This window comes from Endozoicomonas sp. ALB091, from assembly GCF_049310265.1.
Lineage (GTDB): Bacteria > Pseudomonadota > Gammaproteobacteria > Pseudomonadales > Endozoicomonadaceae > Endozoicomonas.
The window spans coordinates 678,753-704,158 of record NZ_JBLYNQ010000006.1; the positions used below are offsets into that span (position 1 = coordinate 678,753).

Sequence of the window (25,406 nt, forward strand, 5' to 3'; positions counted from 1 at the left end):
CTTTTTCAGGCGGTAGCAAAAGTGTTTTCAGCAGGTTCAGGTTCGATCTGAGCCATCACCTGTTTTTCATCATATTTACCCATCAGGTACGTTCCCAGAAACGCCAGACAGCCCGCCAGTAACGCGGACAGGGTAACGCCCAGAGTGGTGGGCTCCGGAGACAGGTCAGCCGCTTCAGCAATGGAGCCAATAATGATGATGGACGGAAACAGCAGAGCGGTTAAAGAGGTTGCCGCTTTATAGGCAAACATGTTGGCACCAAAAAACATGGCTTCTTTATGATTGCCTGTTTTTGCAGCATCAGATAACGCCAGGTCTGCCACAATAACATTGGGAATAATGCCCATAATCGCCAGAGGAAACGGCATAAACGCCAGCAGTGCCCAGCCAAGTATATCCGGACGGCTGACAAGGGTGCAAAGGGAGAAACAGCTCAACAATAGGCCCTGAACAAACAGAGCAGTGCGAAACAGGGATTTTTTGGAATATCTTTTCGATAATGCGACCACTGCCGGATACAGGGCAAAACTGGCCAGAAACAGCAGTAGCATAATGATAGAAGCGGTAGATTCCTCAAGCCCCATCAACATGGTGACGTAATAAATAGCGCCCACTTCCAGAAAGAAGCGCGTCATAAATGCCAGGCCATTACAGGCGGTAAAACGGGAAAAATTTTTGTTGGCCATGGCGGTTTTCAACGAGGTCAGCATATCCTCATTGGTTGAGCTGCCCCGGCAATCGCGTTTTTCATTAATCGCCAGAACAGGAACGACCATGGCCAGCATGCCCAACACAGAAAATAGTGATACGGCTACCTGGATGGCTTCTACCGGCGTATAACCAAGGGATTGAATGTAGTCTTTGATGACCCAGATCAGCTGTCCAAAGGCAAAGGCCAGTGCCCAGGAAACGGAACAGAAGGTAGAAATCATAATCCGGTCATGGTCGGTTTTGCCCAGCTCTGGAATCAGTGACATATAAGGCACGACATACATGGTCACACTGACCGTCACAATGACACAGCACATCACCAGCCAGACAATATTCAGGCTGGACACAGTATCCACCGGAGGAAAGAAAATCGCTGCCGACATCAGCCCGGTGGGCAGGAAGCTGAGCATCATAAACAGACGTCTGCGGCCAAAACGACTTGTGGACCGGTCACTGAGATTGGCAATAATCGAGCTATGTTGCGCTTAAGGGTTGAAGTGAAGAAATTCTAAAATTTTGTTGCCCAGTCGATCAGATGTTAGAGCATTGATGCCAGTTAAAGCCCTTCTCCATCCCAGATAGTGTGATAGATATTTTGTGGCAACTCCGTGAAAAATCCCTGTAATCCACTGCTTCAGGTGGCTGTGGTATGCATTCACATGCTGTAAGTGAAAAACACCTTCTATCACCCGTATTCCAGAGGATGACACCAGCTCCTTAAAAGTAAATCCTAACGCTCTCGCAAGCTTTTCATGTGCAAGACTGGCATCGGCACATACGACAGTTTCAATATTTATCCGGCCACTTAAATGGCGACAGAGTTCATCTGCGCTCTCATTTTTCAATACACCATCAACCGTCTGACTTCCTCGGTCTCTAGCTACCATGACTGGTATTTTTCGACAGTCTGTCTTCTTATCACTACCTCGTTTCCTCACGGGTCTTGGCAGGCCTTTTTTTTGACCTTTAAAAGATTCGCGAAAAAAAGTTTCATCGAGTTCGGCAATACCACTGAGTTCTGGTGCCTGATCATGCTCAATGACCTGTAAAAAACGATGTCGCCAACGGAATGATGTATTTAACGAAACTCCGCATTGCTTGGCAGCCGGGCGAAGCGTTAAAGAGTGGGTCATTCCCTCAAGATATTTCGGCCATGCTTCAGGGCGTCTTAAACGGGCCAAGGGTGTTTTGGAAAAAGCGTTCAGTGTTTTTCGGCAAACCTTGCACCGAAATCGTTGGCGTTTGTTCCTTTTCCCCCAGCGCTGAAGGGCTTCCGATCCACAATGAGGGCATTTCGGAGCCCGTACAAAACTATCCTCAATAGACTTTGCAATATTGGAAGGAGAATTTTGCTCTGATAGAGCATTGATAAGAGTATTTCGCTGCTGGCTGCTTAATAACGGCACAGCATTAAGAAGATCTTGAAACTGTCGGGGCTTCATAACGTAGCCTCCCATTGCAGGGGATCACGACAGTTTAGACCTATCAACCTTTAAAACAAACATAGCCCAATAATCGGATCGGTAATGGCATCCAGGGCGCGGTTTAAGGCATAAATAAGCCCCACAGTGGTGATACCAAAAAGCACTGGCGCGCGGGATATAAACTCAGGAATCTGGCTGGCCGACTCAGTCGCCGGAGGGTAGTAAAAATAAGTAATCAGAATTGAATACGAAAACGTGGCCAGACACCAGCCAAAGTTGCCAAAGGAGAAGAAGAATATCTTCCATTTTGAGAGACTGTTACTTTCCATGGAAACTCCATAATTTTGGTTTTAGGCTCACATTTATGTATATCAATTGTCGTGAACGTCGAGTTCAATGCAGTGTTGCCCGAAACGAGAGGATTTAACCCTGACCTGTTCATGGCCAGTGACGCCTCTGGTTCTCACCCAGAAGGCGGTTCTGCCAGCGGTTAAAGAAAGAAAGTCTGGCCCCATTAATTCCAGTCCGGCACTGACTTCAACCTGAATTGGATCATTGGCATAGGGACGTACGACACCGTCCTCATCCACACACTGAACGGTGATGCGAGTGACATCATAGGTATGCCGGTGTTGCAACCGCGACTGGTCGGCTTTAACGTTAAGCTTGGCTTTTCGGGACTTGCTGCGTGTTTTTTTTATCACACACTGGTCGTGTTTATAACCTTCAATGCGATAGCTGGCTGATGCATCACCCCAGTTGCCAACATATTTTAAAAACAGGTTAACGCCATCCTGAATTGATTGACGGTTTTTCTTCAATATCCAGAACATCTGCGCCTTTTGCCAGAGGTTTAATCCGTCTTGCCCTTTGCGCATGATGATTGAAAAAAGCTGGCGAATGGTTTCAGCGTCGTCAGGGCTGAATGGTTCATTGACAGCAATCTGGTCGCCAATAAAATCATCAATAACCACCGGTGGATGGGGCAGATGAGGAAAGCTGTTTTTATCGGGATAAAACGTCTGGATGTAACGATCATTCTTAAACAGTTTGATACTGTCACAGTTGGTGAATACCCATAATGCACCGGCCTGGCCAGCCGCATAATCGCCATTTTTCATATTGCCAGCCAGTTCCATGACCGGCATCTCATCCTGCTGACTGGCATAAACGGCGGCGGCGTATTTGGGTTCCCGGAACATATCGAGCACGCCGTGATAACAGATACGATCACCACTGCCGAAATCTTCATGGGTATTGTAATCAAACAGGGACCAGCCAATAGCACCACAATAGTCCGCGTGACCAAAGGTTTTATTTAACACTCTGGCGTGTCGTAATGCCTGCTCCAGTAAACGGTCCTGACTGTCAAACGGCTTGGTTGGAAACATATGGCCACAGTGCTCAGTCACCAGATAAGGCACATCAGCACCGGCCACCTGCCTGCGGCTTTGCAGTGGCTCGTTATTTCCGGTGTGGGAAAAATCATTGTAGGTATAAACGTCTTCTAACAGTTCGCTATTGCCAATACACCGCACGCCACCGGTCGGGCGTGATGGGTCCAGTTGGCGGGCAAGGGCATTGGTTGCCTTATAAAGATCATGGTGGTCAGGGGATTCATTGATACGAACTCCCCAGATAAAAACAGACGGATGATTGACATCCCGCTCAATCATTCCCTGAACATTGTCCATTGTTCTCTGCTGCCATAAAGGTTCTTCACCAATATGCTGCCAGCCTGGAATTTCATTAAACACCAGCAGGCCAATTTCATCACAGCGATTGAGAAAATGGCTGCTCGGTGGATAGTGAGATGAGCGCACACAATTACAGCCCAGTTCAAACTTCATAAGCTCGGCATCGCGAGCCTGTGCACTTTGGGGCATAGCGTAGCCCACATAAGGGTATGACTGATGGCGATTCAGGCCAATCAGCTTGACCGCTTTGCCATTGAGATAGAACCCGTCGTTTTTGAAAGCAACCGTGCGAAAGCCGAAGCGAAATGTTCTGGTATCTAACGGTGTATCGCCAGACAAGTGAACCACCAGCTTATAAAGCGCCGGGTTATCCAGCTCCCACAGCTTGACATCGGACACTGTAAAATGATGTTCAATCCGTTGGGTATGATGCTTTGACAGCGTTACAGCAACAGGTTCCTGGTGGATAACCTGATCATTCAGGTCACACAGGGCAATCTCCAGATTTAACTCACTGTCGTGTAAATCCGGATTGGCAATGTCAATGGCAAGGTGGACTTTCTGGTTGTTATCGTTATCCGGTGCAGTATGAATCCGGGCGTTTTTCACATAAATGTCTGAGACGAGAATCAGCTCTACTTCCCGATAAATGCCGCCATACGTCAAATAGTCCACAACATGGCCAAATGGCGGTATTAATGGATCTTCAGAAGCATCAACAACAACGATGATTTCGTTATCCTGACCCTTTTTTACATAAGGCAATAGATCAATTTCAAAAGGTAAATAGCCACAGTGATGTTCACCCACCAATACCCGGTTGAAAAATACCTGACAGGAAGACATCACGCCTTCAAACCTTAACAGCGCATGACTGGCATCGGCAAAATGCTCAAAGGCTATCTGTTTGCGATAGGCTGATTGAAACTGATAGGCGCGTTCATCAAAATTGTTGTAAGGCAGCTCCCTGTTGGTATGAGGAATATCGACCTTTGAGGCATGGCTTTCCCACGCCAGGGAGTGAATATCAGACGGATCAATATCTGCTATGTATTGCCAGTCAAAATTAAGATGAACGCGCTTTCTCATGACCCGAACTTACTTCAAAATGTCAGTGTTGTATTCTAAGAAAATACCGAAGCCAGTAAGGTCCAGGTTAGTATCCGCACCCACCATGAATCGATAGCTCAAACCTTCACCGCCATAGTTATGGAGCAGTTCCAGGTTGATTTCGGTGTAGTCTTTTTCAGGACTCAGCATCTCTTGATTAAAGGACAACTTACTCAGGTCAGTATCAGTTGCCATGGCTGCAACCCCCTGGAAACGCCATTTCTGCAAACCAACGCTGTCCAGGTCATAACCACCCACGACAAAGTAAGTACGCTGATTAGCCAGGTCGAAGCTGTTCACAACCGCCATATCACCCCAGACAGCGGTACCACCACCGGCCTTTCTGCCATTCTGAGTACCAAAACCCCGGAAGCTGTCCTCACCGATCTGGGTAACACCAAACAGAATATCGAAGTCGCCGGTATCCAGGCCAATACCAAATTCGGTGACATCTGTCTTATGGTCAGAGTTCCGTGTGCCATCACCTTCTTCCATTCCGTACTTAACCAGGAACTTGATGATCTTGCTGCTATCGTAGTTATCTGAGCCGGTCAGGAAGCCTATTGGAATACCGGAATAGACTTCGATAATGCCGTTCTTTTGAAAATCAGGGGCTACTGAGTAGGAGGCGCTGCTGACGTAGTAATCGGTAACGGTATGGAAACCAACGTTGTAAATTTCGTCGTATGAACCGAAGTCTTTATTGTCTTTCAAGTCATCTTTGAAATTAACCGTTTTGGTCGAATGGATATCACTGTAACCCGTAAAGTAATTTGCCCAGGGCTGAATCATGCCCCAGTCCCATTGGTACTGGCCGGTCAGCGATGCACCTTCATAAACTTCGTGCAATGCGCCGTAGGTGTAATCCGGACGGTGCAGCAAATTATAAATCGTGGGCGTAAAACGACCTACAGATAACTTGCCATAGTTGTCCTGATCGCCAAGACGAACCTGAACGTTGGCGTTGCCGAGCTTGCCAACCAGCTTGTCTTTTGTATCATCTTCATAATAACGGCCGTAATCTGAAGACACAGGTAGAGTGATTGGTCCCATCGACATAGAACCACGAACATAACCCTTCTGGCGAAGGTTTGGAGCCGCACCCAGATAACCCAGTTGTACACCAATCACATCGAATAAATAACCGGACTGCCAATCCAGCCAAAGGGATGAACCAATTTCATCCATATTGATTTTGGCAGTACCGGAAATGGGCGCATTTTTGGAATTGAAATCATGAGTACCAGACAGGTTATAAATATTAACCTTGGCTTTCATATCTAAAGTTGAGTCTTGTAGAAAGGCGTCAACACTGGCGTTAGCACAGGATGCTACGGCCATAGACGACATTAGCAACATATGACTCAAAGGTTTTAGTTTCATGATTCACCCCGGTTTCTGTGTTAAGCGCAACAACTTGGCTGTGTTCGAAAAAGATAAAAAGTGAAATTTATTCATATTTTTATGTGAGGCATACTGCTCTCGAAACAAAGAAGCGTCAATACAAAATATGAAGATGGTTCACTTTTTTTGATCTTTGTCAGTTTATGAGGGGAAATGATTAAAAAAGAGACGAAACAGACTCACTCGGTAACATCAATACAGAGTGAGTTTGAGGATTATCGAGTGGTGATCCAGTTGAGAATGTCCTGGTAAAACTCATCACGATTGGTTTCATTAAACAGCTCATGGCGGGCATTTTTGTACAGACTGATATCCACCTGTTTAAGCCCGGCGGATGTTAAAAACCGATACAGTGATTGTACGCCTTTCCCCATCCGTCCAACGGGATCTTTATCCCCGGCGACCAGATAAACCGGCAATTCAGACGACATTTGTCTGGCCGTGGACATAGAATTAATACTTATTAATCCGCCCATAAAGTCATGCCAGAACTGGGTGGTGCATAAAAAACCACAGAGCGGATCGGCGATGTATTTGCTCACCTGTTCCCGGTCCCGGGATAACCAGTCAAAATCGGTTTCAGCATTTTTAACCGTTTTATTGAACTGACTGAAACTGAGCCAGCCTAACAGCCTGGAAGGGTGTCGTTTACCCTGAACAGCCATCTGAATTCTGGCAACCAGTCTGGCCAGATGGAACAGAGCCGGATTTTGATGGTTGGAACCACAAAGAATCAGGCCTTCTAACTGGTCTCCATAATTTGCCGCATATTGCCTGGCAACAAATGACCCCATGCTATGCCCCATCAGAATAACCTTAAGACCCGTGTTCTGTGCAGCATAAGCGACCACCTTATCCAGGTCTTCAATCACCTTTTGCCAGCCCTGATGGTCATCATAATGGCCCTGCAATTGGGCATTTTTTCCATGACCTCTGTGGTTAGCGCCGAATACGGCTATTGCGTGTTCATTGCAGAACCGAGCAAAGGGCGCATACCGGTCAACGTGCTCTCCCATGCCGTGACTGAGTACAACGGCATGCCTGGCCGGGCAGTCCGGTAACCAGCAGCGGACCTGAATTTCTCTGCCATCGGGTGTGAGCAGTGCATGGCGGGTTGGTGCTTGTGTTTCCACGGCGTTATTCTCCTCCCATCAAACAATTCCATGATTCGGATCAATATATGAATTCGACTCACCTTTTGACAGGGCAGCATAAGAAAAATCATAATAAATGTGAAACCCATTCATATATTTTGCTGTTTTTATTTTTTGCACTGACCTGCACAAGGTACTGTTATGGATCTTACGTCATCAATTTTTGGCAACAGGCAACCCACTGCCGTTGTTAAAAAAGCCACTAAAGCCAAAGCAAGTTATCTGAAAAAATTTGGCGACGACCGTCATATATCCTACCCGCTGAGCAGCACCTTCAACCCGGTCATCGGCCCGGCACTGGGCGTACAGAATATCAACCTGAATAACACCGGTGAGCCCATTGATACCAAAAAGGGAATTATCATTGGCAATATTCGAATGGGTTATGGCCATTACCGAATATCAATGGCTATCGCCTCTGCAGCCAGACATCTTGGCTATACCCCATACTGGCTGGACCTGAATGCCTATCAGGAAACCACGGGCGGACAGGTGATCAGTCACCTTAACAAACTTTACTCGCTTGGATCCCGTCTTTCCCAAAAATACTCGCTGTTTAACTCGTTATACTGGGAAAAGCTTAACAGTGAAGGTTTCAAAAAACTCAGCTTCAACGCCAAAGATCAGAAAGTCAGTGAGCTAATGGCTACTGTTCTGGGCAATCTGCCTGACGATATGCCATTCGTGGGGACTCATACCTGGCCAGCTCAGGCTGCCATTCATGCCGGAATGAGCAATGTGATTAATGTGGTTCCGGATAACTGGCCCATGGCGCTGCATCTGTCAGAAGGTGCCCGGCATGTGGTACAAACACCCTCCAGTTACTTTGGCTACCGAATGTTAAAAGGCATGGATGGTGACAAGGTGTTAAAGCCAATGCCAGCGGACAGCATTTTTCATACCGGGCATTTTATTGACCATGAACTGCTGGTTGATCTGAAAGGCGATTGCCAGAAGCGGAAGGAGCGCCTGGATAATGGGAAGCCGGTCAGAATACTTCTGACCATTGGCGGTGCCGGCGCACAGTTTGAAATCTATCGATCCATTATCAGGCACCTCCTGCCACAGATTATCAACCGTAAGGTCAGCCTGCTGATCAATGTTGGTGATTATAAGAACGTCTGGGAACAGCTGGTCGCCGATATCCCTGAGCTGCACAAGGCGCATTTGTTGGATAATGACTGGGAGGGTGTTCAGGCTTTCGCCAATCCGGACTCCGATCAGTCAATCGAAGGGATTCACGCATTCTATAGCAGTGATGTTTTCTCCGCCGTTTATACCACCAACCTGCTGATGCGAATCACCGACTTTATGATAACCAAGCCCAGTGAGCTTGCTTTTTATCCGGTGCCAAAGCTGTTCATTCAAAGAGTGGGTGGGCATGAAGCCTATGGTGCTTTAAGATCTGCCGAAATCGGTGATGGTACCGTAGAGTTTGAACAAACCGATGCCGCCATTCAGATGATGCAATTAATGATAGACGACAAGAGTATTATCAAAACCATGTGTGACAATATTCTGAAAGCGCAGTCTGTGGGTGTTTATGATGGGGCTTACAAAACCGTTGAAATGGCTGTAGCTGGGAAAGGTTGAGGCAATTGTACTGACTGAGGAATTGTCCCGGAATAAGTTCCGCTTTGACTGGGACTTGTTAAGCTTGCTGGCTGCTAAAGCACTGGCGGCCTGTCTTTTTCGGGCAGCGGGTAGCGCTTACAGTAAATTTCATAATCAGGCTGCACTGCCAGCAGGAAACCATCGGCAGCCGTTGCATATCTGCCAGAGACCATTAAAATCTCTGGCTTTTAGCCATACTGCCCATCCCGATGTCCATCTTACTTCGTTGCCCGGTCTGTTATGAAACGCTGAGGTCAGAACCCAAAAGCGCTGTGTGCCAAAATAACCATCGGTTTGACCGGGCGCGCCAGGGCTATCTGAACCTGCTGCCCAGCAATAAGAAACGCAGTAAAAACCCCGGCGATGATCAGATGATGGTCGAAGCACGGACACGGTTTCTGAATCACGGTTACTATCAACCTGTCGTTGATGCCTTGATTGATAAACTCAAGTCGTTCGGTAATGAAGCACCGCAACGTATTCTTGATGCCGGTTGCGGTGAGGGCTATTACACATCGGGTATCAAAGAGCAGCTTGAAGACAGCTCAGTCTGTGGATTTGATATTGCCAAACCCGCCATCCTGGCCGCCAGCAAGCGAAACAAAGCGATAGAATGGCTGGTTGCCAGTGTCAGTGAACTGCCACTGATGGGCGAGCAGTTTGATGCTGTGATCAGCATATTCTCCCGCAGTGACTGGCCTGAGTTTTCCAGAGTTCTGAAACCTGGCGGGCATATTGTTCTATTGACCCCCGGCCAGAACCACCTGATGGCTCTTCGCTGCGCCATTTATGATGAGGTACGTCCTTATCCGGAAGATAAACGCCTGCAGGATCTGCCGGAAGATCTTGCCCTGCTGGAAAGCCAGACCATCCATCACCTGATGATGCTGGAAAACACTCAGGCCATTATGGACCTGCTGGCCATGACCCCTCACTACTGGCATGTCAATGCCGGACAAAAACAGCAACTTGAGCAACTGGGTCAGCTGGAATGTGAACTGGAAATGCGCCTGTCGGTGGTACAAAAGCACCACCCATCAGCATAGGTAAAAATACTGTCTTACATCAATTTTACCAAACGTGACTGGTGGTATAACTGAGACATGGCCATAGCCCGGGGGAGGTCACCATGATTCAGTTAAATCAGATTATCACCGGCAAAAGTGAAAAAGACCTGTTCACTGTTCTGGCCCTCAAAGCTGATATTATCCTGTTCTTTGTGGCTGGTAATGTTGTCGCGACGGTCGGTTATAATGCCGTCGTCTATGCCAGGCGGCTGGAGCAGTCTCATTGATTCTATCGCCGGTTCCCGTCAATCGGGAACCGGTCTATGTCCGCTTCTGGCAACATGGTGATTGCCATGCCCAATATATTGCCCGATTGAAGAAACCAATCATCAATTTCTAACCAATATCGAAGACAACTGAATCAGAAGTAATATGAAAAAAGAAACAGTAACCACCTGGTTTCTGGAAATGACCTCGCAGGATGAATGGCTCCATAAACCCGTCACCCATCCAGATTTTGTCATCCGGGAGTGTCAGGTAAAGCAGTTTCAATTCAACCGATTTCTCTAAATAACAAATTTCACCAGCCAGTGGCTCAACAACGTGATAATTACAATACCCGCAAGGTTCAACACCATACCACTGCGTACCATGTGTCGAATTGGCAACATGCCTGACCCATAGACTATGGCATTGGGCGGTGTCGCCACAGGCAACATAAAGGCACAACTGGCAGCAATAGCGGCAGGGATGGCAAGAATAGCCGGGGCCATTCCCTGTGACATGGCCAGGGCTCCCAAAGGAGGAAGGAAAGCGGCAGTGGTTGCTGTATTACTGGTGACTTCGGTCAGAAAAATAATAATGGTGACAACCAAAGCGATGGCCATCAAAGGAGGCATATCCCCAAGGATGTTTAATGATCCGGCAATCCACTCTGCCAGCCCTGTTGTTCGGATCATTGATGCCAGGCTCAGGCCACCACCAAACAATAACAACACATCCCAGGGAAGACGGTGCATCTCCTTCCAGCTCATCAGAAACTCAGGCTTGTTCCAGCGGACGGGCAGGATAAACAATAGAACGGTGGCCACCAGGGCAATCATGGTATCGGAAAGTGCCAGTGCTGGCATCATTGCCCCCAGCCAGGGCCGCAGAACCCAGGCAAGAGCCGTAAGAAGAAAGATCGCGGTGACTGCTTTTTCTGCACCGCTCATTGCACCGTTCTTTTTTTGCTGCGCCTTAATGGACTCTCTTACTCCATGGTTTTCTTCCCCGCCCAGACGGTAGCCAAAATAGCCCAGCCAGATGCCGGTAATTGCCAGCAAAATGATTGATGCAGGCAGGCCAATGAGCAGCCAGTGAACAAAACCAATCTGGATACCGTACTGCTCCTGAAGAAAAGCCACCAGTAATGCATTAGGCGGCGAACCGATCAGGGTGCCAAAACCACCGATTGAAGCCCCGTAAGCAATGGCCAGCAACAAAGCGACAGGAAAGCCATGACTCATCTTCCCCTGGTGACGAATCATGGCGATAACCGATAAACCGATGGGCATCATCATAATCGTGGTTGCCGTATTGGAAACCCACATACTGATCAGGGCTGTGGCAATGATAAAACCAAGCACCAGTCGCTTCTCCCCGGTGCCCGTAATCAACATGATTCTCAGGGCTATACGGCTGTGCAGATTCCAGCGCTCCATGGCAAGGCCAAGCACAAAACCGCCCATAAACAGGAAGATTACCGGATGTGCATAGGGAGCAGCCACTTTATCCATGGTGGCCAAACCCAGCATTGGCGACAACATCAGGGGGAGCAGTGCGGTAATCGCCGTCGGGAGAATTTCCACCGACCAGAACACGGCCATCATCATGGCCAGGCCCGCACAGCGCCAGGCCATCTCATTCATCCCGGCCGGGGGGTCAACCAGTAATGTGAATAGCTGCAATGCAACGCCAATCAGAAGTCCTGTGAGCCAGAAGAGCGGCTTCCCTTCCTGAGTACTTTCCTGCTGTGCAGACTCTGGAAGCAATTCCGGAGAACCTGATTTCATGATTCGCTCCATTGCATTTGATAAAATTTATAGTCAATTCAACCGTCAATCAGTTGATAGCACGCTTAGGCCCATCAAACAGCAAGGCTTATGATGAGCTGCGGTAATGATTCACCGTCATTAAGGGTAGACTCTGTTATAATCATTTACCTATTCTGTACCATGGCACACGCCAAGAGCCTGATTTGACTGCACCTATTCTTACCCCCACAGCGTCTACCCGCTTTACCAATCTCTCCCTGCCCGATGCCCTGCTGCAAAACCTCGATACTCTGGGATACCGGGAAATGACCCCCATTCAGCAGAACAGCCTGCCAGAAATTCTGGAAGGCCACGATGTCATTGCCAAAGCCAAAACCGGCAGTGGCAAAACGGCGGCCTTTGCCATTGGCCTGATTGTCAAATTGAAACAGCGGGATTTTGGCTGCCAGGCACTGGTTCTCTGCCCGACCCGGGAACTGGCAACCCAGGTTGCCCAGGAAATCCGGCGTCTGGCGCGCTATCAGCAAAATATCAAGGTTGTTACCCTTTGTGGTGGCCAGCCTATTGGTCCACAGATCGGTTCACTGGAGCATGGTGCCCATGTGGTTGTCGGAACCCCCGGGAGAATCCAGGATCACTTGCGGAAAAAGACCTTATTGATCGATCGGGTCAATACGCTGGTGCTTGATGAAGCCGATCGCATGCTGGATATGGGCTTTATTGATGCCATTGAAAACATCATCGGCCATTTACCAGAACAGCGACAGACTCTCCTCTTTTCAGCCACTTACCCAAGCGGTATCCGGGCATTAAGCGAACGTTTCCAGCATCAGCCGGTTACCGTTACCGTTGAGAGCACCCATAGCCATGAACATATTGAGCAGCGCTTCTATCACGCCGAAAACGCCGACAAACCCGCCATGCTGATCAAGCTGTTGCAACACTACCAGCCTGAGTCCAGCGTAATTTTCTGCAACACCCGGCAAATCTGCAAAGAGGTCGGCACTGAACTCTACGAAGCGGGCTACAAACCGGTAGTGCTGCATGGCGATATGGATCAGAAAGAGCGTGACCAGATGCTGGTACGATTCGCCAATCAGAGCGCCAACCTGTTGATTGCTACCGATGTCGCAGCCCGGGGATTGGATATAGAAAACCTTGCCGCAGTGATCAATTACGATCTGAGCCGGGACCCGGAAGTACATGTTCACCGGGTTGGCCGCACCGGGCGGGCGGGTAAAAAAGGTCTGGCACTGAGCCTGCATACCCGGCAGGAGCAGTACAAGCTGGATAATATCAGCGATGACCTCAAGGCCCCCCTGGTCTTTGGTGACCCGAAAACACTCTCCGGAAACCAACAGCCAGCCCCGGCCCCCATGGTTACCCTGGCCATTGATGGTGGCCGAAAGCATAAAGTCCGCCCTGGCGACATCCTCGGAGCGCTGACCGGAGATGCCGGGATTCCCGCAGACCAGGTCGGCAAGATCAATATTTTTGACTTTACCGCCTATGTGGCGGTCAAACGGGAAAATGCCCGATCTGCACTGAAAAAACTGGAAGCAGGAAAGATTAAGGGCAGAAAATTCAAGGTTCGGCGTTTGTAGTCTTCATTAGCCAATCGTCTCCCGGTGCATGGTTTCAATGAGTTTGACGTGTAAAGTCTCCGTTCACCCTGAGCGTCCTTCGACTCCGCTCAGGATGCACGAAAGAAGGGTGGTTGGTACGATCTATCAGAGTCCGGAGTTTCCGCCTTTAGGCCCTATGGTTCCTTCGACAGCCTCAGGACGACTGGAGTGCGGAGGCACGACAACCGTCAAACTCATTGAAATCATTCAATAGCCCCCTCCTCTGAAAGCCTGATTGGAACTAAATCAGGCTTCTCTTGTCCAAAAGAGGTAAGACACTGACTATTTAATCCAGCACAAGGAGGTAATTGAAATGACTACTCAGATTACACCACCACCCATTTCTGCACAGGGCTTCGGCACTGGTTCGGAGCCAACCCGGTTCGAGCCCCACCCTGAGTACAATCGACCCGCATTTAATGGACATGGTGCCAAATTACAACCACCACACCAGTCGTATTTTGCTCAGCCGAAACGCCAACCTGTACCACCACCTTCGGCTCAACCACCGCGCTTACCTGATAACGTAAAGAGTGTGAATCCTGACATTTCCGTCAATGGCTCCCCTGCCGCAACTCAACCTCCCAAGACTGAAGATCCCGGAAAAATGGCTGAAGCGTTGCAGGCGCTGGGCGATGAGGAACTGCTCAATCGGGGTAAAAACCAACTGGAACAAGCTGAAAAGGCCTATACCGCCTTTGGCGAAATGAACATTGCCCTTAAGGCTCGGGATACCCTTGAAATCTTTGCCGCTTGCGCCAATGGTCTCAAAGGCCCTGGTAGTGTAGGCTGGTATAAAAATTCGAAAGAGATGATTACTGCCTTAAAAAATATTGAGCTGCCCCCCGACGCGCCAAAAGACCTGACCGTTACCATCACCTTCCCACCACCCAACCATCAAGCCATCTCCCTGATTCCGGTAGGTGCTGGTCTCGAACAAAAAGCGCCTATAGAGATCTACCGTTGTTACGTCCACGCGCTTGGTGCCATGAAAAATCAGGCCCGGGAACTTAATGCAGACCAGGGGCTTGCACAAGCTGAAGCAAAGCTGAATGATCTGCTTGAAACGCTGAAGGCTATCCAGAAAGAAATTAATAAAAGAAAGGAGAAGGGCAAGCTTCCTGTCAGAGCGGCCGATGTTCAGTTTGAAGCCCGATATTATTCCCATGTGGACAAGGGGATCACAATCAGTCGACTGGCAAATGGCGAGGAATTCCCCTTCCATGATGCCGCCATCCAGGGCAAAGGCAAGGTTCCCACCCCAGCGCCACAACCCGAAGAAGCTCCAGCTCCAACGCCAGCCCCTGAAGAAGACTGAGCACATCATTCGATAATCTCCGTCCACCCTCGTTCCCCCGCTCTGCCCGGGAACGAGGCATGAAGGCAGCCCCATAAATAACTGTTATTTCATAGGCCATCATTTGCCAAACAGCGCCTTATGGTGTTTGCTCAGTGTTTTCATAGTACTGTCATGCTTCCTGCTGTTGCCTGATTCAGCCGATTCACTGGCCTTTTTCAACAGGGTCAGACGAATCGTTCTCTCTGAGGCACCATCTTCCAAACCAAGAAAAGCGAGCGCTTTTTTCTGCTGTGCAGTGGGTTTGGCCAGAAAACTTCCACTATCCTGAGCCTCGGTGGCAATGTATTTTCTGGCCGTTTTGGCAATATCTTTTGAAACTTTCAGATTACCTGCATTTTTTTGCAACCTGTCAAAGGCATTTTCAATAACACTGGCTTCGTTATAGGTACTCGAAACACCCAGCGTTTTCTTGTCCCTGGCCCTCTCCGCTTTTGGTATGGCGTCTGTTGATTTGGCATTCCTGGTGGCGTTTATCTGACCAGCAACGACAGACTTCACACCACTCACATCAACAGGCTTGTTTACTATGCCCGTTGCTGGCCTCGGGGCAGGTGAAGAGGAAGCAGGGGTGGTACTTGCCGGGGCCGAAGCAGCCCGCAGGCTCTCTTTCCGACGCCTGGCGATCTCGCCGATATTAGCCGTTGATTGACGGACGACCTCAGCCCTCTCCATCGGGGCAGACTCTTTGGCAACATCCGTGGCAAAGTCGGGCTCGGGACTGAGCGTCTGTGTTGTCCCCAGATCACCTTCATCGTCAGAGAAGTAATCAGAATCGCTTACCGAGTCCTGAGGTTCTGGGCTCTCAGCGGTAAATTCAGCTTCATCTGGAATACTGGCCTGAGCCACGTCACTATCATCTGATCGCTGCATCACGCTTTCTGACCGTTCAGAGTCATCAATATCAGTGACTTCATCAGGCTCACTGAAACCCTCATCGACCAGTGTTTCCTCGGTCAACTCCGCTTCGGCCTGGGGCGACTCAGTATCAACATCTATCTGGTCATCGCCAACCGTGGTGGTATCACTGTCGATGTCACTCTCATCTGATCGCTGCATCACGCTTTCTGACCGTTCAGAGTCATCAATATCAGTGACTTCATCAGGCTCAGTGAAACCTTCATCGACCAGTGTTTCCTCGGTCAACTCCGCTTCGGTCTGGGGCGACTCAGTATCAACATCTATTTGGTCATCGCCAACCGTGGTTGTATCACTGTCGATTGGCGCACTATCTCCAGACCTTTCACTTGCGCTGACATCTATCTGCTGATTGTCTTCTAATGCGGTGCTACCACCGGAGACTTCTGGCTGCGGATTTTCATCTGGTGAGATACCATCATCAAAGACCCCTGGCTCAGGATTTTCGTTTAATGCGGTACTTTCACCGGGGACCCCTGGCTCAGGATTTTCGTTTAATGCGGTACTTTCACCGGGGACCTCTGGCTCAGCAAACAACTTTTCGATGCCATCAAGCTCACTGTAATCTTCCTCCTGATTGTCGTCTAATGCGGTACTATCACCGGAGACCTCTGGCTCAGCAAACAACTCTTCGATGCCATCAAGCTCACTGTAATCCTCCTCAACTGATGTTTGCTCAGTCAATTTTGCTTTGGTCTCGATCGTTTGAGTATCATCCTCGTTCTCAATTGACTGAGTATTATCTTCATTCTCGATCGACTGAGTATCAGCTTCAGTCTCAATCGGCTGAGGATCAACTTCGTTCCTGATCGACCCGGTATCAACATCACTTTCAGCGACTCCACCATCAAGCCCACTGTCACCTTCCCCGGCTGATGTTGCCTCTGTCAATTCCTCTTCTGTCTTGAGCGACTCGGCATCACTTTGCTCGACTTCACCGGCGGATAAACCACTGTCTAATGCTGCATTGTTGGCGGAGTTCTCTGGCTCAGCAAACAACTTTTCGATGCCATCAAGCTCACTGTAATCCTCCTCGACTGATGTTTTCTCAGCCAATTTTGCTTTGGTCTCGATCGTTTGAGTATCATCCTCGTTCTCAATTGACTGAGTATTATCTTCATTCTCGATCGACTGAGTATCAGCTTCAGTCTCAATCGGCTGAGGATCAACTTCGTTGCTGATCGACCCAGTATCAACATCACTTTCAGCGACGCCACCAAGTTCACTGTCAACATCCCCGGCTGATGTTGCCTCTGTCCATTCCTCTTCTGTCTTCAACGACTCAACATCACTTTCAGCGACGCCACCAAGTTCACTGTCAACATCCCCGGCTGATGTTGCCTCTGTCCATTCCTCTTCTGTCTTGAGCGACTCGGTGTCACTTTGATCGACTTCACCGGTGGCTAAACCACTGTCTGATACTACTTGGTTGCCGGAGTCCACTGGCTCAGCAAACAACCCGGCAACGCCATCAAGCTCATTGTAATCCTCACCGGTACCGCCGGTTTGCTGAGTAGCATCGGGCTGTGCACTGGGGTCTGTTACAGAGTCTGTTTGCCCGGAAGAACCCTGCATGATGCCGGGCATCAGCGAAGTGTCCCCTATAACAGGATTATCAAACGTCACTGCTACTGCGATATCATCCAAGGGGGCTGTATCACCTCCGGTATCCGCAGAGTTGATGGCAATATCCTGATCAGCCGGGCTTGAATCTGTCAGCCCCTGCGCTGTTGTTTCAGGCCTTACAGAGTGGTCATCGTCCGGCCCCACCTCAGGCTCAGTTTGAGAGGGCTGGTCAGTTGTGGCTGTATGCACTGGCCCTGCCAGAGAACTTCCCATTGTCTGTTGTTGAGCCATCGGACCACCATCAATGTGCATGGCAGTGACAGAACCGTCCTCAACTCTGGCCCGCACATTGATGGTCAGCAGACATTGTCTGTTCTCAAGTCTGGCCAAGTCATTAATACCCGAGGACTCATCTCCGATTTGTTGATCGATATCAGAGACTTGCTGTTTCAGATTAGCAATTTCCCGGTCAGTGCTGGCCTGATCAAATGATGCGAATTTTTCCTTGTCATGCTTGTCAAGAATCTCTATGGCTTTCTCCATCAGCTCGCCCAGGTTGGTCTGATTTTCCAACTCTTCCCCCGGGGGGATCAGGCTCAACTTTTCGCCACTTTTAAGGGTAATTTTGACCTTCAGGGCGGGCGGGAAATTTGTCTTTTGAAGTGCCTCAAGAGCCCCCTCCGGGCTATCGTTCTGAGCCTTTTTCAATTCAGCTACTGACTTTTTCAAACCACTCAGAGAGGCCGTTACCGCCTTTTTTTCACTACTTTTCTTAAGCAGTCCGTCGGCCTGTTTGAGCAGCTGGCCTTGCGTTTCCTTCAGTTCTGCCTGGCCAGGTTTATCCAGCTGATCACCCTTAACAGAGGGCAGCGATTGATCAGTAGCCTGTTGGATATTCCTGTCACTGAGCGCTTTATCACCGATGGCATTCCCCGTATGGTCAAAACTGTCTACCCCCGATTGGCTCACTTGTGGTTGCACATCCTGCATGACTTCAGCCTGATGAGTCGCAAATTTGCCCACAGTCGTTTGAGACGATGGCAGTGGCACCGAAGCATGTTGGGCTGAGCTGGGGTCAATGGCACCAGAAGGGATGCTGCAAAGTGGGTATCTCAGGAAATTGTGCATGATTCATAACTGGTCAGAAGTATTGCCATTGCTATCGGCAGCAGTCAGGAATTAGCAAACCATCAGCCAAATGAGCGTAGTACTTATTCCAGCATACCCAGCCCAATGCCGGATCCTGGCTTAGGGTACCCAATAGTTCATCATATTCCTCCGGACACCCCAGCTGCTCGTAAAGCACATAGCTTGACGCAAGACCAAAGCAACAGCCTTTACTGAAATTATAAAGTCTTGCCTTATCCGAACCATCAAACCGGGTTGATAGTGACATCAGGCTCTTAAGCAAAAACGGATATCTGATCACACTGAACCCGATCAGTCGGCGGGAGTGGCTCTGTTTTCATAGGCCTTCCTGACACAACATGACCGATCGCAAAATGTCGCTTCATTCATCCGAGTGGTCACTGGTTGCTGGCCGCGATGGTTCCATCAGGATGCGATCACGAACTGACTTGTCCAGGCCTTGCAGCGCAGAGATAGAGGATGCCCAGAGTTTATTGGCAACCCCGCCCAGCACCCAGGCATAAAACACCTGGGCCGCCAATACCGAAGGGGTCTGTTTGACCATGATTTTCTGGAAAATATCTTTATGGGACAAACCCAGGGCCCGGGCGTTTGCGTGGGTTTTCAGAAAATTATTCAGCACCCCGACAACTCCGCCCAGACTTGTCTGGATAACCGTCATTTGTGCCAGGGATATCTCTCCGGCCTGATGACGGGCAATCAGATGGCGATCATTGCGGTCCAGACTAAACATCAGGAAAGTACTGAGAAAATTGCTGGCACTGCCACGCACAGGGTGTGCCAGCAACCCTTGCAGGAAGTGTTGAGGCCCTACCGCTGATGTATTCTGCCGGACCTGTCGGTAGACCTGCATGGAGGTCATGGGCTGACTGGCGCAGGTCATCATGGCCGACGAGGCCGCATCCACCAGCAGGTTTAACTTTTCCTGTGGCTGTTTTGTTGAAGGAATATCTGTTTCATTGATGTTCGCCAGCCTGCTGATGGCCTGTTCACTGGCCAAACGGGCGGTGTCAGCGATGAGATAACGAATGCCGGTGCGGCCCAGGGCAGGCAGCCACCCCCGTGACGAAAACATAAGGTGCAGCTCAGGCCGTTTTCCATCGTATTGTGACTGCATCAATGGCCTGGCCAGGGAGGTGGTTATTGGCGTATTCATCAAGGCAGGTAATAACATGCTGTTGCCTGCCAAGGCCGTCAGTGTGGTCAGCCGGTATCCCCAGGACAAGACCTGAACCTGCTTTTCTGCCGGTTGAACGTCTGCTTTTTTTGGGTGCTCCGCAGGGGCTGACGATGAAGAGGTCGCAGACGGTGAAACAGGCATATTTTGACCTCCGGACAGGATATTTACGTTATAGTTGGGTTTCCGGCTGATGTCATGAAATTAACCTACTATTCTGATTACTCATTTATTGTTTCACCGGAACAACAACGAAATAAAAAACCATGCTTGCATCTGCACAATACTTTCAACCTCCGGGCATAATGCCTTCATTATTGCCTGCACCTGATAACCAGGCTGACAATTCAACAATTAAACCGATAACAGCCGAAACACACACTCAATATGACTGGGCAAAAACACTCTCAAAGTCCATTTTCCAAAGATTTATTAAACATGCACAGGCCGCACGATTTATTTCCATGGACTTATTACAATGGGAGTCATTAAAAGAAATCAGTACAATTTTAACCATCTGGGATACTCTGAAAAAACACATTCCCTACAGCCCTGATGATAAATTGATCGTTTTAGATGTGGGTGCGGGTCCAAAACCAAAACTGGGGGCATGGATAGCTTTAAATACTGACTGGCCAGTGCTGTCCATTGACCCGGTATTACAAACACCAAAATCAGTACTGCCTGACAATCTGACGCTGATCGCCAAGCCTGTCGAAGAGGTTAATCTATCGGAAAAATATGATCTGTCAGAATATCATGTGGTTGTTTTAATGATGCATGCTCATGTTTCAACGGAGCAGGCATGCCTGCCAGTCAAGACTTGCAAACGGCTCTCATTGATTACCATTCCATGCTGCGGGTTTACTTCCAGACAGAACAGCATTCATAACGTCCCCTTTGATTTTGAATTTGAAGCCAGAGATATGTCACCCACCCGTGGCACTGTGCGGGTATGGCGTTTCAAATCCTTTCCTATCATTCCGACTCGACCATTGCAGAAAGATAAATGTATTGGCATTGAAGAGGTGAATGAAGTCCATCCGCTATACGCAGAAAAAAATGTTCAGCATATTAAAGTGGATACTGCCAATATATATTCTGAGTATGACGACACTATTGAACATATTGATCATTTTATCAATCACTGGCAAATGTCACTACGTTCTTCCCGACATCTAATGTCTGAAGATGTATTTAGCAACCCCTGGTTATTCAGGAAAAACAATATGATTAGCTGGTTATCCCGAGCCATTCATATTGAGGGGATTGCAAAAGAAATATTGCCTGATAAATACGCTGATAGAAAGACTCAGGAGAGTGTATCAGTCGTTATTGTCGAAGCAGGAAGAACCCCCCGTTTTGGCGCATGGCTGTCCGGCAAACTGAAGAAAAAAATGATATCTATCTGCAAGCCCTCTGATAGCAAGCAACTTTCACCTCACTGGAAGGTGGGTGTTAATCTTGAAACATGCAGCCTTGAAGATCTGGATATTGAGAAAAAAAACTATGTAGTTATCGTTGTCAGCGATGAGTTTACACCGGACGGGATTGCGCCTCTGTTTCATCAGGCAAATCGACTATCAATGATTTTTAATACCAGCTACCCATGCCATCGTCGTGGACAAATCAAACCAGATGAAAGCCGACTGATCTGGAATGTCATATCGCCACTCAGAAGGTTTCATATCTGGCACTCAGTGCCTTTATCAGGCAGAACCTGAAGCGCTCCCGGTATTGGAACTATTCCCTTTTCGAGTGGTCATATATTGCACAATAATTCAAACGGTTGCTGAGTATCGATATGATCCATTCAAAATTGGCCCCATTCCCTCCCCTTGTTCATTTTAAAGATGTACTGAAAGCGAACAGTGAAACAGAAAAAAAGGTTAGCGCCGCTCTGTCTGTCAACCACCCCGATATTGAGTACCAGCCTGCAAATCATCCAAAAAAAATCAGAGAATACAAGCACATTGAAAGCATTACCGCCCCCTTGCCAACCAACAATTCTGACAAGTTATTTGCTTGCATTGTGGAAAAAGTGAATGAATTGATTAACAAGGATGCTACTGAATTGATTCATTATCTGAACAATGCCGACACGGTCGAAAAAATCAAATCACTGAAGGCCGAAGAAACATCAAAGCTCACCTGGATACTGTTTAATGGCCTTAATCGCCCTGACCTCCAATCCGCTATAGCCAGTCAAACCGGCCAATATCTGGTTTCCCGCCCAACGTCAGACCAGTTTATGGTGGGCTTCACAGGCAGCCTTATTGAAGAAAGCGGGCTATTGAAGCAAGCAGAGCGTGCAGGCGAAAACGTCTGGCTGGATGTCTTTCGCGCTCAGAATGCATCACATCTGCCAGAAAGCTCTACCAGACAATTATCGTTTCCTGTGGCCAGTGAAAATGAGGAGTACTTTGGGCTTGTTGATGGCAAAGCAACAAAAAATATTGCCGAATCCTGTCCAATCTGCCGGATTCCACAGACAGATCCCGGTGAGCACAATAAAATTTTCCACCCGAATAATCTGATGGCATTTGGGCCCGATCACCAACTCACCACACTGATTTATACACAAGATTTTTTAGCGTTCATGGCTGGCGACCAGTTAACTGCCGGGGAAAAAGAACGCCTGTTTCCACCGGCCCTGTGTCGCCTGTTTAATGAAAATGGCATCAATTACTCTGCCTTCAGTGAGAGCGCCCTGATTTTACCGGAAGCATTTCTCAGTCCTGCGCTATGCCAGGATATCGATAATTTACGAAACTTTGTCGTCCTATATATTGCTGAACACATATTCAATGGTGTTGACACTCCTGAGAAACTTACAGCGCTTACCAGGTGTTGCCGTTCGATGATAGAGTTCAGTACGCAAATACCGGTACTTGCCAGGGTCGGTGCTGAGATAGAAGCATTGCTTCAAGCGCAAAATATCCCAAAACCCAATGGTACCGTTGCGGATCGTTACTATGTCCAGAAATTTCCTGCTGCTATTCGATGGGAATCTATCCGGAGCAATGAACTCGACACTCCCAAACGTCTGCTCGCCCTGAATATGTTGCAACATCTCAATACCTACTCTTTCCTTGCTGGCAATAATGGCACGAACCATGAACAGCGCTTTTTCCAACGGGAACAAATGCAGGGCATCGTTCGCAAAGCCATGAACAAAGTCTGTGCAGACAGCGGCAGTGATTTACGCCCGGGCTCAGCGCCCATTTTTATTGGGTTTATTCCGCCGGTCATTGCCAACGCTATTGCCAGACAGCACGGTTTTCTTGACAGCAACTGGGCCGGTAATTTTTTACACGGCAAATATTCTCACCCATTGGCCCTCACCTGCCTGGCCAATCTCGCTAACCTGGATCAGACCCTGTTGAAAACCATCGTAGATAAGCATTTCTGGTCCATCATTCTCGATCAAAACCCATACAATCTCATTGATATAGAACTTGCATTCGCGGACTTACCATTTTTACGCGTTAACCACAGGGCAGCAGTCGCTAACTTTGCGACTTCACCTTTTAAGCATCAACAATTACTCACCACCGGACAGCTCTCGGTCAACCTGAAAGACATAGCCAAAGTGATTTCAATTCACCCTGTCGAAGCACAGGGTGATTTACTGCAAACACTTACCCGACGTATGGGGATGGAGGACACGTTAACATTGGATAAGCTGCAACAGATAACCGAAAATATCCGGGTTCTTGAACTGGTGTTGTCAACCAAACACCTGAATTCAATGGAGGCGATGTACAAGGTAGATACAGATTCCAAAGATTTACCAGGGCACTGGAGGATTGAAAGTCCTGAAGGATTCCAAATTGGCAATACAACGTCCTCTGGTACTCAATTTGCAAGAATAAAAGCAAAAAAATATTTCCATAAAGATGGCTATCAGATTAAAGGAATCATCATAACTGATAAGAACAACATGTGTGATGAGAACCTGACATTGTTGGATATAACGAATGAGGAGAAGATTGAAAAATGTCACGCCTTTATCGTCTTTCCACCGGACTGCAAATACCAACAAAGTGAATTGGATAAAATGTAACTACATTTGCGGTGGTTTAAAGCACCAACACACCAACGCCAATAAATATCACCACCAGCCAGAAAACAGAAATCTTCAATGCACGCAGCAGGAAACAGCCAATCAGAACCAGAGCCATCGCCATCGCCGAATGCACCGCAGAGGTAAATACCGGCGAGTAAAGTGCAGACAGCAGCAGCCCGACAACAGCAGCGTTAATACCGGCAATCGCCCCGGCAATCCGGGCCCGTGCAGCCAGAGCCTGCCAGGCAGGAAGGACACCAATCACCAGCAGAAAACCGGGCAGGAAAATAGCCAGCGTCGCGGCAATGGCTCCCAGAACCGGAGTCGACCCTGAAGCAAAATATCCGAGATACGTAGCCAGGGTAAACATCGGGCCAGGTACCGCCTGGGCTGCGGCATAGCCAGTCAGGAAGGTATCGGTGCTGATCATGCCTTCCGTTGTGCTCTGCAGCAATGGCAGAACCACATGGCCACCGCCAAACACCATACTGCCCGCCTGATAGAAGTCACTGATCACGGCTGCCAGGGGGGAATAATCAGCCAGCAAAGGCAGGCCTAACAGTAAAATGGCAAACAGAATAAGTGGCCAGAAAACAAAGCGGCACCTGATCTGGTTGTCGTCCTTGCCCGGCAACCAGCGATAACCAATCAGGGCAGCTGCAACCAGAATAGCCATCTGAACCAGAATACCAGGAAACACCAGCAACAGGGCGGCACTGAAAATACACAGACTAATAGTCAACTGACTTTTACAGAAAGACCGGAACATCTGCACCGTGGCATCCGCCACCACAACAACGGCCAGCAGTTTCAAACCGGCAATCATCCCCTGGTACCAGTCAGCAGACAGAAACAGCTGACTGCTCATGGCTACCGCCAGCAGAATCGCAAAAGACGGTAAGGTAAAACCGGCAAACGCTGCAATGCCGCCGGGCAATCCTGCCTTCCGGTAGCCCAAGGCAAAGCCGATCTGGCTGGAACCGGGGCCCGGCAGGAACTGACTGAGAGCAATCAGTTGAGCATATTCAACATCGGTTAACCACTGGCGTTTTTCAACGAAGGTATTACGAAAATATCCGATATGGGCAGCCGGGCCGCCAAAGCTGGTCCAGCCCAGCAGGAAAAACCGCCAGAAAATAGTGAATAACTTAGCCACAGGCAACTTACCAAAATATTAATAATGTTATTAGCCAATGATAAACAGCTGTTGTTTATTATGTATATTGATTCTTTTTTCTGATCAAAAGCAATACCACCAATATTCAGGTCAGACTGGTCGGGCATTTCTTTTTTGAGCACAACAAACCCGCCACCTTTAAATACCCTGTTTACAGTTTTCTGGTCATGCTTAAAGACTTTCTGCCCGGGCGCTTTCGCAAAGGTTAACC

The 25,406-nt window shown here is 48.6% G+C and carries 20 protein-coding genes; 9 read left to right on the forward strand and 11 right to left on the reverse strand.

The window, feature by feature from the left end; translation table 11 throughout:
• Window positions 1-5: 5 nt before the first annotated feature.
• From ACO6UX_RS10000 to ACO6UX_RS10025, 6 genes are all read right to left on the reverse strand, one after another.
• On the reverse strand, window positions 6-1,181 hold the full coding sequence (locus tag ACO6UX_RS10000; RefSeq protein WP_422447929.1) for an MFS transporter: 1,176 nt from the start codon (window positions 1,179-1,181) through the stop codon (window positions 6-8).
• A 15-nt stretch (window positions 1,182-1,196) separates the two neighbouring features.
• A complete protein-coding gene (locus ACO6UX_RS10005; RefSeq protein WP_422445623.1) occupies window positions 1,197-2,153 on the reverse strand; it encodes an IS1595 family transposase in 957 nt (318 codons plus the stop codon).
• 50 nt (window positions 2,154-2,203) lie between these two features.
• Window positions 2,204-2,464, reverse strand: a complete 261-nt coding sequence (locus tag ACO6UX_RS10010; RefSeq protein WP_422447193.1) for a hypothetical protein — start codon at window positions 2,462-2,464, stop codon at window positions 2,204-2,206.
• A gap of 42 nt (window positions 2,465-2,506) precedes the next feature.
• Complete coding sequence (locus tag ACO6UX_RS10015; protein ID WP_422447195.1) at window positions 2,507-4,921, reverse strand: glycoside hydrolase family 2 TIM barrel-domain containing protein; 2,415 nt, start codon at window positions 4,919-4,921, stop codon at window positions 2,507-2,509.
• A 9-nt stretch (window positions 4,922-4,930) separates the two neighbouring features.
• Window positions 4,931-6,325, reverse strand: a complete 1,395-nt coding sequence (locus ACO6UX_RS10020) for a hypothetical protein (protein WP_422447197.1) — start codon at window positions 6,323-6,325, stop codon at window positions 4,931-4,933.
• Between the two features lie 236 nt (window positions 6,326-6,561).
• A complete protein-coding gene (locus tag ACO6UX_RS10025) occupies window positions 6,562-7,479 on the reverse strand; it encodes an alpha/beta hydrolase (protein ID WP_422447199.1) in 918 nt (305 codons plus the stop codon).
• 162 nt (window positions 7,480-7,641) lie between these two features.
• On the opposite strand from ACO6UX_RS10025, the gene ACO6UX_RS10030 reads away from it, so the two are divergent.
• From ACO6UX_RS10030 to ACO6UX_RS10045, 4 genes are all read left to right on the forward strand, one after another.
• On the forward strand, window positions 7,642-9,093 hold the full coding sequence (locus tag ACO6UX_RS10030) for a DUF6937 domain-containing protein (protein ID WP_422447201.1): 1,452 nt from the start codon (window positions 7,642-7,644) through the stop codon (window positions 9,091-9,093).
• A 230-nt stretch (window positions 9,094-9,323) separates the two neighbouring features.
• Window positions 9,324-10,160: a putative RNA methyltransferase gene (locus ACO6UX_RS10035; protein WP_422447203.1), complete on the forward strand. Its 837-nt coding sequence runs from the start codon at window positions 9,324-9,326 to the stop codon at window positions 10,158-10,160.
• Between the two features lie 83 nt (window positions 10,161-10,243).
• Window positions 10,244-10,408: a hypothetical protein gene (locus ACO6UX_RS10040; RefSeq protein WP_422447205.1), complete on the forward strand. Its 165-nt coding sequence runs from the start codon at window positions 10,244-10,246 to the stop codon at window positions 10,406-10,408.
• A 145-nt stretch (window positions 10,409-10,553) separates the two neighbouring features.
• A complete protein-coding gene (locus ACO6UX_RS10045) occupies window positions 10,554-10,691 on the forward strand; it encodes a hypothetical protein (RefSeq protein ID WP_422447207.1) in 138 nt (45 codons plus the stop codon).
• Here ACO6UX_RS10045 and ACO6UX_RS10050 read toward each other — a convergent pair.
• The gene (locus tag ACO6UX_RS10050; RefSeq protein ID WP_422447209.1) at window positions 10,688-12,175 is read right to left on the reverse strand and encodes an SLC13 family permease; all 1,488 of its coding nucleotides are present in this window, start codon (window positions 12,173-12,175) and stop codon (window positions 10,688-10,690) included. The two genes, ACO6UX_RS10045 and ACO6UX_RS10050, sit on opposite strands and share 4 nt — an antisense overlap.
• A gap of 185 nt (window positions 12,176-12,360) precedes the next feature.
• Here ACO6UX_RS10050 and dbpA point away from each other — a divergent pair, with 185 nt between their 5' ends.
• Window positions 12,361-13,761, forward strand: coding sequence for an ATP-dependent RNA helicase DbpA (dbpA, locus tag ACO6UX_RS10055; protein WP_422447211.1), 1,401 nt, complete (start codon window positions 12,361-12,363; stop codon window positions 13,759-13,761).
• Window positions 13,762-14,095: 334 nt separating this feature from the next.
• Window positions 14,096-15,100: a hypothetical protein gene (locus ACO6UX_RS10060; protein ID WP_422447213.1), complete on the forward strand. Its 1,005-nt coding sequence runs from the start codon at window positions 14,096-14,098 to the stop codon at window positions 15,098-15,100.
• A gap of 99 nt (window positions 15,101-15,199) precedes the next feature.
• On the opposite strand, the gene ACO6UX_RS10065 is transcribed toward ACO6UX_RS10060, so the two are convergent.
• From ACO6UX_RS10065 to ACO6UX_RS10075, 3 genes are all read right to left on the reverse strand, one after another.
• Window positions 15,200-18,751 carry a hypothetical protein gene (locus ACO6UX_RS10065; protein WP_422447215.1) on the reverse strand — a complete coding sequence of 1,184 codons (3,552 nt, stop codon included), beginning with the start codon at window positions 18,749-18,751 and terminating at the stop codon, window positions 15,200-15,202.
• 31 nt (window positions 18,752-18,782) lie between these two features.
• Entirely contained in the window at window positions 18,783-19,019 is a 237-nt protein-coding gene (locus tag ACO6UX_RS10070) for a hypothetical protein (protein WP_422447217.1), read from the reverse strand.
• A 114-nt stretch (window positions 19,020-19,133) separates the two neighbouring features.
• On the reverse strand, window positions 19,134-20,093 hold the full coding sequence (locus ACO6UX_RS10075; protein WP_422447219.1) for a hypothetical protein: 960 nt from the start codon (window positions 20,091-20,093) through the stop codon (window positions 19,134-19,136).
• A gap of 320 nt (window positions 20,094-20,413) precedes the next feature.
• Between ACO6UX_RS10075 and ACO6UX_RS10080 the strand changes: the two genes are divergently transcribed.
• On the forward strand, window positions 20,414-21,673 hold the full coding sequence (locus ACO6UX_RS10080; protein ID WP_422447221.1) for a hypothetical protein: 1,260 nt from the start codon (window positions 20,414-20,416) through the stop codon (window positions 21,671-21,673).
• Window positions 21,674-21,753: 80 nt separating this feature from the next.
• Entirely contained in the window at window positions 21,754-24,015 is a 2,262-nt protein-coding gene (locus tag ACO6UX_RS10085; protein ID WP_422447223.1) for a hypothetical protein, read from the forward strand.
• 16 nt (window positions 24,016-24,031) lie between these two features.
• Here ACO6UX_RS10085 and chrA read toward each other — a convergent pair whose 3' ends face one another.
• Entirely contained in the window at window positions 24,032-25,174 is a 1,143-nt protein-coding gene (chrA, locus tag ACO6UX_RS10090; RefSeq protein WP_422447225.1) for a chromate efflux transporter, read from the reverse strand.
• 116 nt (window positions 25,175-25,290) lie between these two features.
• Here chrA and ACO6UX_RS10095 point away from each other — a divergent pair, with 116 nt between their 5' ends.
• Window positions 25,291-25,404: an Mpo1-like protein gene (locus ACO6UX_RS10095; RefSeq protein WP_422447931.1), complete on the forward strand. Its 114-nt coding sequence runs from the start codon at window positions 25,291-25,293 to the stop codon at window positions 25,402-25,404.
• Window positions 25,405-25,406 lie beyond the last annotated feature (2 nt).

Bases quoted from the DNA above. Each gene is read 5' to 3' on its own strand.
- ACO6UX_RS10045 (WP_422447207.1), top strand. From the start codon at position 10,554: ATGAAAAAAGAAACAGTAACCACCTGGTTTCTGGAAATGACCTCGCAG.
- ACO6UX_RS10085 (WP_422447223.1), top strand. From the start codon at position 21,754: ATGATCCATTCAAAATTGGCCCCATTCCCTCCCCTTGTTCATTTTAAA.
- ACO6UX_RS10070 (WP_422447217.1), bottom strand. From the start codon at position 19,019: ATGTCACTATCAACCCGGTTTGATGGTTCGGATAAGGCAAGACTTTAT.
- ACO6UX_RS10030 (WP_422447201.1), top strand. From the start codon at position 7,642: ATGGATCTTACGTCATCAATTTTTGGCAACAGGCAACCCACTGCCGTT.
- ACO6UX_RS10040 (WP_422447205.1), top strand. From the start codon at position 10,244: ATGATTCAGTTAAATCAGATTATCACCGGCAAAAGTGAAAAAGACCTG.
- ACO6UX_RS10050 (WP_422447209.1), bottom strand. From the start codon at position 12,175: ATGAAATCAGGTTCTCCGGAATTGCTTCCAGAGTCTGCACAGCAGGAA.
- ACO6UX_RS10020 (WP_422447197.1), bottom strand. From the start codon at position 6,325: ATGAAACTAAAACCTTTGAGTCATATGTTGCTAATGTCGTCTATGGCC.
- ACO6UX_RS10005 (WP_422445623.1), bottom strand. From the start codon at position 2,153: ATGAAGCCCCGACAGTTTCAAGATCTTCTTAATGCTGTGCCGTTATTA.
- ACO6UX_RS10065 (WP_422447215.1), bottom strand. From the start codon at position 18,751: ATGCACAATTTCCTGAGATACCCACTTTGCAGCATCCCTTCTGGTGCC.
- ACO6UX_RS10060 (WP_422447213.1), top strand. From the start codon at position 14,096: ATGACTACTCAGATTACACCACCACCCATTTCTGCACAGGGCTTCGGC.
- ACO6UX_RS10075 (WP_422447219.1), bottom strand. From the start codon at position 20,093: ATGCCTGTTTCACCGTCTGCGACCTCTTCATCGTCAGCCCCTGCGGAG.
- ACO6UX_RS10015 (WP_422447195.1), bottom strand. From the start codon at position 4,921: ATGAGAAAGCGCGTTCATCTTAATTTTGACTGGCAATACATAGCAGAT.
- ACO6UX_RS10080 (WP_422447221.1), top strand. From the start codon at position 20,414: ATGGACTTATTACAATGGGAGTCATTAAAAGAAATCAGTACAATTTTA.
- ACO6UX_RS10035 (WP_422447203.1), top strand. From the start codon at position 9,324: ATGTCCATCTTACTTCGTTGCCCGGTCTGTTATGAAACGCTGAGGTCA.
- ACO6UX_RS10010 (WP_422447193.1), bottom strand. From the start codon at position 2,464: ATGGAAAGTAACAGTCTCTCAAAATGGAAGATATTCTTCTTCTCCTTT.